General features: G+C 66.6%; 10 protein-coding genes and 1 pseudogene. 7 read left to right on the top strand and 4 right to left on the bottom strand.

The window, feature by feature from the left end; all coding sequences use genetic code 11:
• Positions 1–487 precede the first annotated feature (487 nt).
• From AC08OJ_RS15035 to AC08OJ_RS15020, 4 genes are all read left to right on the top strand, one after another.
• Positions 488–1,378, top strand: a complete 891-nt coding sequence (locus AC08OJ_RS15035; protein WP_476593584.1) for a class II glutamine amidotransferase — start codon at positions 488–490, stop codon at positions 1,376–1,378.
• Between the two features lie 158 nt (positions 1,379–1,536).
• Positions 1,537–2,403, top strand: a complete 867-nt coding sequence (locus AC08OJ_RS15030; RefSeq protein ID WP_476596033.1) for an LLM class F420-dependent oxidoreductase — start codon at positions 1,537–1,539, stop codon at positions 2,401–2,403.
• A 429-nt stretch (positions 2,404–2,832) separates the two neighbouring features.
• Positions 2,833–3,939, top strand: a complete 1,107-nt coding sequence (locus AC08OJ_RS15025; protein WP_476593582.1) for an ABC transporter ATP-binding protein — start codon at positions 2,833–2,835, stop codon at positions 3,937–3,939.
• Positions 3,936–4,697, top strand: a complete 762-nt coding sequence (locus tag AC08OJ_RS15020; protein WP_476593581.1) for an ABC transporter permease — start codon at positions 3,936–3,938, stop codon at positions 4,695–4,697. Before AC08OJ_RS15025 ends, AC08OJ_RS15020 begins: the two co-directional genes overlap by 4 nt.
• A gap of 159 nt (positions 4,698–4,856) precedes the next feature.
• Here AC08OJ_RS15020 and AC08OJ_RS15015 read toward each other — a convergent pair whose 3' ends face one another.
• On the bottom strand, positions 4,857–5,303 hold the full coding sequence (locus AC08OJ_RS15015) for a hypothetical protein (protein ID WP_476593580.1): 447 nt from the start codon (positions 5,301–5,303) through the stop codon (positions 4,857–4,859).
• Between the two features lie 843 nt (positions 5,304–6,146).
• Between AC08OJ_RS15015 and AC08OJ_RS15010 the strand changes: the two genes are divergently transcribed.
• On the top strand, positions 6,147–6,902 hold the full coding sequence (locus AC08OJ_RS15010; RefSeq protein ID WP_476596032.1) for a metal-dependent transcriptional regulator: 756 nt from the start codon (positions 6,147–6,149) through the stop codon (positions 6,900–6,902).
• Between the two features lie 111 nt (positions 6,903–7,013).
• On the opposite strand, the gene AC08OJ_RS15005 is transcribed toward AC08OJ_RS15010, so the two are convergent.
• From AC08OJ_RS15005 to AC08OJ_RS14995, 3 genes and pseudogenes are all read right to left on the bottom strand, one after another.
• Positions 7,014–7,883, bottom strand: coding sequence for a metal ABC transporter permease (locus AC08OJ_RS15005; RefSeq protein WP_476593578.1), 870 nt, complete (start codon positions 7,881–7,883; stop codon positions 7,014–7,016).
• Positions 7,880–8,620 (bottom strand): metal ABC transporter ATP-binding protein, encoded by a 741-nt coding sequence (locus AC08OJ_RS15000; RefSeq protein ID WP_476593577.1) that lies wholly within the window; start codon positions 8,618–8,620, stop codon positions 7,880–7,882. The genes AC08OJ_RS15005 and AC08OJ_RS15000 overlap by 4 nt, the downstream gene beginning before the upstream one ends.
• Positions 8,617–9,497, bottom strand: a pseudogene (locus AC08OJ_RS14995) (metal ABC transporter substrate-binding protein). Before AC08OJ_RS14995 ends, AC08OJ_RS15000 begins: the two are co-directional and overlap by 4 nt.
• 414 nt (positions 9,498–9,911) lie before the next feature.
• Between AC08OJ_RS14995 and AC08OJ_RS14990 the strand changes: the two are divergent.
• On the top strand, positions 9,912–10,106 hold the full coding sequence (locus AC08OJ_RS14990; RefSeq protein ID WP_476593576.1) for a hypothetical protein: 195 nt from the start codon (positions 9,912–9,914) through the stop codon (positions 10,104–10,106).
• A 286-nt stretch (positions 10,107–10,392) separates the two neighbouring features.
• The coding region (locus AC08OJ_RS14985) for a reverse transcriptase domain-containing protein (protein WP_476596031.1) at positions 10,393–11,271 on the top strand (879 nt) is incomplete at its 3' end.

The raw sequence follows: 11,271 nt of genomic DNA, 5'->3' as shown, positions 1-11,271 counted from the left end.
GGTCTGCGGCAGGACCGGCGAGCAGGATGTGCCGGCGGTGCCGTTCGCCAGCAGGAACCCGACCCCCGATCCCCGGTTCCGGGGTTTTATGCTCCACCGCGTTCAGTCGGGCACTGGTCAGTCGGACACTGGTCAGTCGGACAACGGTGTGCCGGAACGGGCGCCGGTGCGGTGAGTAGCGGCATCCGAGCGGGGGACATCCGGGTTGAGTGGTTTGTCCGGGCCGTCCGTCAGGTTCCACGACGGTGACTCGGCGGCCCCCACGGCGGGACCGAGCGTCAGCAGACCCTTGATGCGTTGACGAAAGCGGATTCACATGCAGATTCGCCGGCATGTCGCGGGCGCCGGGGCGGGGGTAACGTTGCCCTTTCCCTTCGGGGAATCGACCCGGCCACCGCTCGGTGGACCCGCGTCCGGGGCGCGGGAACCAGTAGCGTCCTGGCCGGCACAGTACCGGAGCCGTCGAGATCGGCGAGGGAGGGCATAGATGTGTCATCTGTTCGCGATGAGTAGCGGGCCGACGAGGGTGCAGGCGACTTTCTGGCTGTTGGATGCGCCGGACAGTCCCCGGGCGGCGACGCTGCGGACCCCGGAGGGGGCCGGTCTCGGCGGATTCGACGCCGATGGCACCGCGTGGGTAGTCAAACAGGCCATCCGGAACCGGGCCGACACGGCATTCGCCCAGGAGCCGCAGCACGTCACCTCCTCGACGTTCGTCGCGCATGTCCGGCACGCCTCCACCGGCCGGGCCTGCGAGGGCAACACCCATCCGTTCGTTCGAAACGGGAGGATCTTCGCGCACAACGGCGTGATCGAGGGGCTGGACAAGCTGGACGCCGAGCTCGGCACGGCCGGTCTCCCGGTCCTCGGTGACACCGACTCGGAGCGGTTCTTCGCCCTCGTCACCCGCGAGATCGACGCCTGTGACGGGGACGTCGGCGAGGGGATCGCGTCCGCCGCTCGTTGGGCCGCCGAGAATCTGCCGCTGTACTCCATCAACATGATTCTCATCACGGATCGGGATCTCTGGGCTCTGCGGTATCCGGACACCAATGGCCTGTACGTCCTTCGGCGTGGCCCGGGTGGGCGCAACGAACGCCATCTTGATCACGCGAGTCCGTTCAGCGAGATCCGGGTCCGCTCTCTCGACCTGCTCACCAAGCCCGCGGTCGTGGTCGAGAGCGAGCGGATGGACGAGGATCCTCGGTGGCGGTTGATGGAGAGCGGGGAGCTGCTGCATGTGGCCGCCGATCTGACCGTGACCTCTCGGATCGTGTTGGACGGGCCGCCGGTTCACCAGCTGTCCCTCGACGAGCTGCGGCCGCAGGCCGCTGTGTCGCAGACCACCGCGGTGCCTGACCTGCCTCTGTCCGCGTGATCATTCCGGCCCCTGAATCCCCTGATCCGCCCATCCACTGATCTACCGATCCACAGATTCAACGAACCGGCCGATATGCCGGGCGTGTGTACGGGGTAGCAGACGTGATGGGGTAATGGCACGGACAGTGGCAGTTCCCTGCGCGGAAGGGGCTCGTCGTGGTAGCAGAGGTCGGCAGGATCGGGTTGTGGGCAGCCGAGCGGCAGTGGCCGAAGGATTTCCCGGCCCGGGCGGAGATCGCCGCCGAGGTGGAGGCCCTCGGCGTCCCGGCGGTATGGATCGGCGCGGCCAGTGGCGATCTCGAACTCGCGGCCGCGATCCTGGACAACACGGATCGGCTGGTGGTCGGTACCAGCATCCTCAACGTCTGGACCGAACCGGCGGACGTCGTTGCCGATCATTACGCCATGCTGGCGAAGGCGCACCCCGACCGGATCCTGCTCGGGCTCGGTGCCGGCCACAAGGAGCCGGTGGAGAAGACGACCGGCCGTCGCTACGAGCGTCCCGTCGACGTCCTCGTCGACTATCTCGACACCCTCGACGAGCTGGGCGTCCCGCGGGCCGACCGGGCGCTGGCCACTCTCGGTCCCCGCATGCTGGGGATCGCCGCGCAGCGCACTGCGGGTGCCCTGCCCTACCTCACCACCCCCGAGCACACCCGGCGCGCCCGGGAGCTGCTCGGCCCGGACGCACTACTCGCGCCCGAGCAGATGGTCATCCTCGACACCGATCCGGCTCAGGCCCGGGCGGTCGCGCACGACACCCTTGCGTTCTACCTGAAGCTGCCGAACTATGTGAACAATCTGCGCCGTCTCGGCTTCACCGAGGACGATCTGACGGGTGCCGGCTCGCAGCGCCTCGTCGAGGCCGTGGTGGCCTGGGGCGATGTGGACTCCGTGCTGGCCAGGGTCACCGAGCACCATGAGGCCGGTGCCGATCACGTGGCCATCCAGGTGCTCACCTCCACTCCCACCCGGCTCCCGCGCGAGCAGTGGGCCCGGCTGGCGCCGGTCATCGTCGGGTAACCCGGCTGATCCGGCGGCGAGCCGAGCGGGTGCCACCCCGGCCGGTAGCCGGTCCATCGCCGGTGGTCTGCCCTGGGTGATCGGTTAGCACACTGAACGTTGCCTTGGCAAGCCGCGAGTCTGGACCGACAGTGAGCGTGACATCACCGTGCATTTCGGCGTGGTGCTGGAAAATCTGCTGCGGGTTCACGGCCTGTTGACTGTCGGCAGGATGACACTCCGCCGGCCGATAGTGGCTGGCTCGATGGTGGGTGCTCCGCGACGATGATGCCAACCGGGGGAGGCGCGGCCGGTCGGTGCAACTGCCTACCTGTCGTCCTACCTGCCTGCCGTCGGTGGGCCCTACCGTCGGTGGGCCCTACCGAGCGGGCAGCAGCCCGGGTCCGGTCCGTCATCCCGACATAGTGATGTTCCACGGAAAGGAGGGGAATGATCGAGGCGCAAGGGCTCACCAAGCGGTACGGACGTACGGTCGCCGTCAACGACCTGTCCTTCACGGTGCAGCCCGGCAAGGTGACCGGCTTCCTGGGGCCGAATGGTGCGGGAAAGTCCACTACAATGCGGATGATCCTGGGGCTCGATAATCCGAGCGCAGGCCAGGTCCGTATCGACGGCAAGCGATATGCCGAGCTGAAGGAACCACTCCGCCAGGTCGGAGCGCTGCTGGAAGCGAAATGGGTGCATCCCAACCGCTCCGCCCGCTCGCACCTGCGGTGGATGGCCGCGGCGAACCGAATTCCCGGGAAGCGGGTCGACGAGGTCTTGGAGATCGTTGGGCTCACCCCGGTCGCCGGCAAGCGGGCGGGTGGCTTCTCGCTCGGGATGGCACAGCGTCTCGGGATCGCGACGACCCTGCTGGGTGACCCGCAGGTCCTTCTCTTCGACGAGCCCGTGAACGGGCTGGACCCGGAGGGAATCCTCTGGATTCGCCAGTTCATGCATCGACTTGCGGACGAGGGGCGGACGATCTTCGTTTCCAGTCATCTGCTGTCCGAGATGGCGCTGACCGCCCAGGAGCTCGTCGTCATCGGTCGCGGGCGGCTGATCGCCCAGACCAGTACCCATGCCTTCATCGACATGGCGTCCGAGTCGGCAGTCCGGGTCCGCGGGCCGGAGATGGAGCGGCTGCGTGGCGTGCTGACCGGTCAGGGCCTCGCGGTTCGGGACGCCGCCGCCGACGACGGTGGTCCGGCGGCGTTCCTCGTGTCGAACAGCAGCACCGAGCAGGTCGGCGAGCTGGCCGGTCGGATCGGGCTGGTCCTGCACGAGCTGGCGGCGCAGCGCGGCTCGTTGGAGCAGGCGTTCATCCAGCTGACCGGCGGCGAGGTGGAGTACCACGCCGGGACGCCGGGGCCGGGCGCCAGCCGGTCGGCGACAGGTGCTCCGCCGGTGCCCGTGCCGGCGAGAACTGCTGCCGGTCCGCTGGCCGGGACACCTCGCCAGCCGGTCGACGGTGGTGTGGGTGCCGGTGGTGTGGGTGCCGGGGGCGGTCCGTCGGCCTCGGCCGAGGCGGCACGAGGGGGGACTGGACGATGACCCTGCTCACCGTCGAGCGGATCAAGCTGTTCTCGACCCGCTCACCGTGGTGGTGCATGATCCTGGCGACCGCGCTCACCGTAGGGCTGACCTCGATCTTCGCGGCGGCGACCAACGGTGACGACCTCGCCAGCCTCACCCCGAACGTCACCCAGTTTGCCTACAACTTCGGCCTCGTGGTGATGATGGTGATGGCCACGTTGGCGGTCACCACCGAATACCGCTTCAGCACGATCCGGTCCACGTTCCTCGCGGTGCCCACCCGGACGCCGGCACTGCTCGCGAAGGCTGCCGTCGTCTCCCTGCTCGCGGGGATCGTCGGCGAGATCACCGCCATCGCCTCCTGGGGCGTCGCCAAGCTGATCAAGCCGGATGCCCCCCTGGCTCTGGACACGGCGCAGGAGTACCGTAACGTTTTCGGTGTCGGTCTGGTCTACTTGTTCGCGGCGATTTTCGCGCTGGCTCTGGGGCTGATCATCCGGCAGTCGGCGGGCGCGATTGTGATTACGCTTGTCTACCTGTTCCTCGGAGAGAGCCTGCTGCCGGCGATCCCCCGGATCGGTGACCATATCCAGCACTGGCTGCCGTTCACCACCGGTGACAATTTCATCGTCGCCGGGCAGGTGGAGCGTTCCAACGGCCCGCCCGTGGTCGAGGGGCTGCCGTTCGGCCCCTGGGGCTCCCTCGCTTACTTTGCCGCGATCTGCCTCGGCCTGTTCGCCATCGGGCTCGTCTTGGCCAAGCGTCGGGACGCCTGAGCCCACCCGAGGTGCGATCTCCATCGGCATGAGCTCTGAAGCCGTGGTTATCTGAGTATCTGTGATCATCAGAGTACCTGAACGCACCGGCGGGTTGCCTTCAGGCCTGGAGCCGCGGTCCACCGGTCGCCCCGACGTGGGCGACCGGTGGACCGCAGGTCAGGCGCCAGGGCCCCACAGGTCCCGACCGGCGCGGGCCCGCTCCTGGGCCTTCATGCGAGCCTCGTGAACGTGGCGCATCCCACCGGTGAGCCGCAGCCGGACCTGTTCGTCCACGGCGACGAAGGGGCGGTAGTAGATGTCGTCGTACTCCTCGGTGATCTGGAAGGTCCACCACCCGTCGAGGACGTTGCGTCCGTGCAGCTCCCGGCGTACATAGGCGGCCATCTTGGCGTGTCCGGCGTCCTCCAGACCGCTAATCGCCTCCGCGAGGATCAGATCGGCCCGCCCGGAGAGTTGATGGAACTCGTAGAGCGCCCCGCGGGCCCGTTCAACCCACTCCAGCGCCTCGCTGAGCTTGCCGACCGCGTCAGCGGTCGTGTCGTCGAGGTCGGGCTGCGTGCGGTCGTCCTCTCGGCGGCCCCCGGCCGGACGATTCCCGCTCATCCGGTCGGTTCGACCGCCGTCAGCCCGACTGCCGTCAGCCCGGCTGCTGTCGGTTCGACCCCGGCGGGTGTGTCTGCTCACCCTGACGGGATGCCCCGGCGGTGTCGGGTCACACCGACCTGCCGCCTCGCGCCGGGAACGACTACGAGAACCACCGGACCGCCTCTGTGGCTCTGGCGGGCAGGTATCCATTCAGGGGTGCTGGAACCTGCATCCCTGAATGGATACGTACAATCATGAGCACAGGAATTCTGGCACCGGGTATCTCGCGTCGGCGGTCGTGCATTTCGGCCGGGCCGAGGCCGTCCAGGCCGCGCGGCCGTGTCCTGGACGCGGCCTGTGTCGCGCACCCGGAGCGGTTCGTGAACCGGCCTCCGGTCCCGCCGCCGCTCCCGAAGCCGGCCGGGATCAACCGGAAGCCCGACGAGGCTGAGCCGGCCGACTCGGGTGTTCCCGAGAGATCGGAAATCGTTCCACAAAAATCACAATTAGGCTAATTCACAAAATATCTTACCTCAAAGATCTTGACAAGTTCCGTTCTGTCCCGCGCCAAGATCTTGGCTAAGGAATCCTGACCTGAAGGTTGGGTTTTCTGGATCTTGGTGGGAGGTTGGGAAGATGTTTGAGATCGTTGGTCAGACGATTCTTCGTAGCGGTCGGGGTCCCGGGCGTTGGGGGGATGTGCGCCGGTCGATACACCGGACCATGGTGCTGATGGCTCAGTAGATGAGGGGTTCGGCCGCGACGAGCAGCATTATCACGAAAGTCGAGTCGTATTGGCCGTGCTCTCACGGAGAGTTCGGATTGGCGTAGTTCGGTGCTTGGTAGCCTGCGAGCATGTCGGTGTCGGAGCTTTCGGCGAGCAGTCAGAACTATCTGAAGGTGGTCTGGAGTCTTCAGGAGTGGTCCGGGGTGCCGGTGTCACCTTCGACACTGGCAGCGAAGGTGGGGGTGAGACTGTCGACGGCGTCGGACGCGGTGCGCAAACTTACTGAGCAGGGTCTGCTGGAGCACGCGCCCTACGGGGCAGTGTCACTGACAGAGAAGGGGAGGGTGCATGCGGTGGCGATGGTGCGCCGCCACCGGTTGATTGAGTCGTTCCTGGTGCAGGTGCTGGGGTATCGGTGGGATCAGGTGCATGATGAGGCCGAGACGCTGGAGCATGCGGTGTCGGACTTCATGGTGAACCGGATCGACGAATACCTCGGCCATCCCACCCGCGACCCACATGGTGATCCGATCCCGGGCTCGGACGGCACGGTGCGGGTACCGGATGCGGTCCTGCTGTCTCGGATCGGGCCGGGCGCGCACGCGCGTGTGGAGCGGATCTCGGACGCGGACGCGGGCCTGTTGCAGTTCTTCGCCGAGCGTGGGATTGGCATCGGTACCGTGCTGGAGGTGCGAGCCGGGGCACCGTACTCGGATTCGGTGGAGGTGGTTGTGGAAGGCCGCGATGAGGCGGTGGCTCTTGGCCGGTCGGCGACGGACGCCGTGTGCGTCACGGTGAGCTCCTCGGGGCCGGCTCCGCTACGGGAGGCCGGCCCGGGACACGGGTGCGAGACCACGGCCGAGGCGGGCCGCGACGGATCAATGAACTAGCTTCCGAGCGGCCCACCTACCTTCGAAAGGGTGAAGAAGGCGGTTTCCGAGTGGTGCCAGTGTGGTGAGCCGAGGTTCCTCCTGATCGCTGGGTCTCGGGTCGGCTGCGGGTCAGCTCGCTGAGACGAACTCCCGGTGCCGCCGAGCGAGCAGTCGTTTGCCAAGCAGCCCGTGGCGGAGGCTGAACAGGTAGACGAGTGCAAACACGACGCCCTGGACGACGACGAGCCCGCCGGAGGACGCGTCGAGCCAGTAGCTGAGATAGATCCCCATCGCCGAGCTCGCGGCCGATATCGCCGGGGCGATGACGAGCATACGTCCGAAGCGGTCGGTGAGCAGGAAGGCAGTGGCGCCAGGGATGATCATCATCGCCACGACGAGGATCACCCCGACCACCTGCAGTGCGACCACGGCGGTGAGGGTGAGCAGGCCGAGCAGCAGCGTGCCGAGGAACCGCGGCGACAGGCCGATAGCGTGGGCGTGAGTCGGGTCGAACGCGTACAGCGTCAGGTCACGCCGCTTCAGCACAAGGATGACGAACGCGACAGCAGCGAGGATTCCGATCTGGATGAGGTCCGCGGTGGAGACGCCGAGGATGTTGCCGAAGACGATGTGGTTCAGGTCGGTCTGGCTCGGGGTGATCGAGATGAGGACGAGTCCGAGCGCAAACAGGGTGGTGAAGACGATCCCGATCGCGGCGTCTTCTTTCACCCGGCTGGTTCCGCGGATCATCCCGATGAGCGCGACAGAGAGGAACCCGAACACGAGCGCACCGATCGCGAACGGTATGCCGAGGATGTAGGTGATCACGACCCCGGGCAGGACGGAGTGAGAGACCGCGTCACCCATCAGCGACCAGCCGACGAGCACGAGCCAGCACGACAGGAGGGCACAGACGACAGCAGCGATCATGGTGGTGGCAAGAGCCCGGACCATGAAGTCGTACTGCAGCGGATCCAGGAGCAGATCGAGCGGGTTCATGCGACGTACTTCTGCTCGAGTACGTCGAGTCCGAACGCGCGGGCGAGGTTCTCCGGTCTGAGTGTCTCGGTCACGGAGCCGTGGAACAGCACTCGGCGCAGCAGCAGCACCGCCTCGTCGGCCAGCTGTGGCAGGGCGTGAAGGTCATGGGTGGAGACCAGGATGGTACGGCCGTCCGCGGCGAGCTCCTTGAGTAGTCGGACGATGGTGGCTTCGGATTTCTTGTCGACCCCGGCGAAGGGTTCGTCCAGGAGCATGATCTGCGCATTTTGGGCGATGCCGCGGGCGACGAACGCGCGTTTCTTCTGCCCGCCGGAGAGCTGTCCGATTTGCCGGCCCGCGTACTCGGTCAGCTCCACACGCTCCAGCGCCTCGGACACCGCCGTGTGGTCGGCCGGGCGCGCCCGGCGGGTGAAGTTCTGGTGGCCGTAGCGGCCCATCATCACAACGTCGCGCACGGAGAAAGGGAAGGCCCAATCGACCTCCTCGCTCTGTGGCACATAACCCACCAGGCCCTGTTTACGCGCCACGGCAGGCTCGGCACCGTCGAGTAGCACGCGTCCCCGGTCGGGGCGGACTATACCCATGACCGACTTGAACAGCGTCGACTTGCCGGATCCGTTCATCCCGATCAACCCGGCCACCCGCCCCGGCTCGACGGTGAGGGACACGCCGTCGAGGGCGAGGACCCCGCCGTAACGGACGATGACCTCCTGAACCTGGATCGCCGCGGTCACGAGGTCCGCCCGGTGAGCCCGTTGATAATCGTGGTCGCGTCGTAGCGGATCAGGTCGAGGTAGGTCGGTACCGGCCCGTCGGCCTTGGAGAGAGAATCGACATAGAGGATGCCGCCCAGGGCCGCGCCGGTGGCGTTGGCGACCTGCCGCATCGGCTTGTCCGACACCGTGGACTCGCAGAACACCGCCGGCACGTCATGCGCCTTGACGAACGTGATCGTCGAGGCGATCTGCTGCGGCGTCGCCTGTTGCTCGGCGTTCACGGGCCAGATGTACTGCTCCGTCAGCCCTGTGTCGCGGGCGAGGTACGAGAACGCGCCCTCGCAGGTCACCAGCGCCCGCTTCTTTGCCGGCAGCGTCGACAGCTTCGACACGAGCTCGTCCTGTACGGCCTGGAGCTTGGCCTTGTAGGTCTTACCGTTCGCCCTGAAGTCCGCCGCGTGCGCGGGATCGAGATCACTGAAGGCATCGACGACGTTGTCGACATAGATTTGCGCGTTCAACGGGCTCATCCAGGCGTGCGGGTCGGCTTGCCTGCGTAGGCGTCCTCGGTGATGTCTATCGCCTTGACCCCGTCCGACACCACGGCGTGCCGTACGTGCACCGACTCCACGCACCGCTTGAACCACAGCTCCAGGTTCAGGCCGTTGTCCAGGATCAGATCCGCGTCTGATGCCTTCATGATATCACCCGGCGTCGGCTCGTACCCGTGGATCTCCGCCCCCACCTTCGTGATCGACTCCACCCGCAGGTGATCTCCTGCAACGTTCTGTGCGATGTCCGATAACACCGTGAACGTCGTCAGTACTACCGGACGATCACGCTTCCCACCGGCCGATGCGTCGACAGCGGGGGTGGTGGAGCACCCCGACAGCATCAGCGCGGCGGCGGCGGTAGCCGACCCCACTCTCGACAGCCATGCGACAGTACCGCGCATCATAAGCCCCTTCCCGTCCTTCCGGACATCAATCTTCGGTATGGCGAAGTTTGATTACTATATAGACGGATTCTCGGGTGATGTCCAACCATCTCCACGCGTTCGTCGGATATCGTGGTTGTCCAATCACTATTCGTGATCGATTGTTGCGGCGGAGTGTGGCCGCGGGTCGAGCCAGGACAAGGGCGCCCCCGCCACCTGGATGATCGTTCCTGTCGAAGAAAAGATCAACTGGGTGAGGTTGAGGGGGTTGAACGACAGTCCTGCCGGCGAACACCTCGGAGTTCAGTCGGGCACCGGCCCGGCTGGGACGACTCGGCGAGTTAGCCGTCGTCGCCGCCCGCTGCCGGAGTCGTGCGCACAGCTAGGGAGGGTGACCTGCTGGTTGGCATCGAGGGCGAGCTGTGCATCGCGGGCCCGCAGCTCACCCCTGGCTACCTGGACCCGGCGGATGACCGTGGCCGGTTCTTCGAGCGGGACGGCCGCCGCTGGTACCGCACCGGCGACCGGGTCCGCCGTCGTAGCGAGGCCAACTCCGGAGCCGGTTGATTGTGCCGGTGAGGAGGCCACGGTGAGGGTCTGCGGCGTAGCCGTGGCGATGCTGCCGGGACAAAGCTGGGTCATCTCCCTGGTCGATCGATTGTCAGGTGAACGTGGGAACCGTCCCCGGTTGCCCTCCCCTCCGGCCGGCCTGGCTGTAGGCGGGCAGGTCCGTTGCCGACCGTGGACCGTGGGACGGAGGCCCCGTAGTAGCCCGAGCGCGCGAGAGGCGCGTACATGGCGAAGGGGGCCAGCAAGTCGGCAGTGAGGACGCTGGAATGCTCGGAGGCCGCCGGTGAACACCGACGAACTGGACTTCGCCTGGTATCAGGCCGAGGAAAGGGTACGAGAGATCCAAGCCAAGCTGTACCGGTGGGCGAATGAGGACTCTCACCGCCGGTTCGAGGATCTGTTCAACCTCGTCTGCGACCCGGCGTTCCTGCTTGTGGCGTGGGGTCGCGTGCGGAGGAACAAGGGTGCGTGCACGGCCGGTGTGGATGGGCAGACCGCCTACTACATCGAGACCGTGCGTGGTATCGGGGGGTTTCTGGAAGAGCTGCGGGCCGATGTGAAGGCTGGTAGCTTCCGCCCGCGACCCGCTCGGGAGCGGTTGATACCGAAGGCGAACGGTAGGCTGCGTCGCCTGGGAATAGCGACCGTCCGGGATCGGGTGGTCCAGGCATCCTTGAAGCTGGTGTTGGAGCCGATATTCGAGGCGGATTTTCTCCCGTGCTCGTACGGGTTCCTCCCGAACCGCCGGGCGCATGACGCGGTGGCAGAGATACGCCATTTCACGGGGCGCTCTTATGAGTGGATCGTGAAAGGCGAGATCAAAGCCTGCTTCGACGAGATTTCGCACTCGGCTCTCATGGACCGGGTGCGCGGTCGTATTGGGGATAAACGCGTCCTGGCTCTGGTGAAGGCGTTTCTGAAGGCGGGGATCCTCGGCGAGGACCGCGTGCTCCGGGAGAACGACGCCGGCACTCCGCAGGGTCGATCTTGTCGCCGTTGCTCAGTAACGTGGCCCTGTCGGTGCTGGACGAGCACATCGCCCAGGCGCCGGGTGGGCCTGCGGCCACCTCCAACGACCGGCGGATGCGCCGGCGTCGCGGCCTGCCGAACTACCGGCTGGTCCGCTTCGCCGACGACTGGTGTCTGGTCGTGGCGCAATGCC

The sequence above is a fragment of the Frankia sp. CgKIO3 genome (genome assembly GCF_977946435.1).
This window is presented reverse-complemented; position numbering and strand designations above follow the sequence as displayed.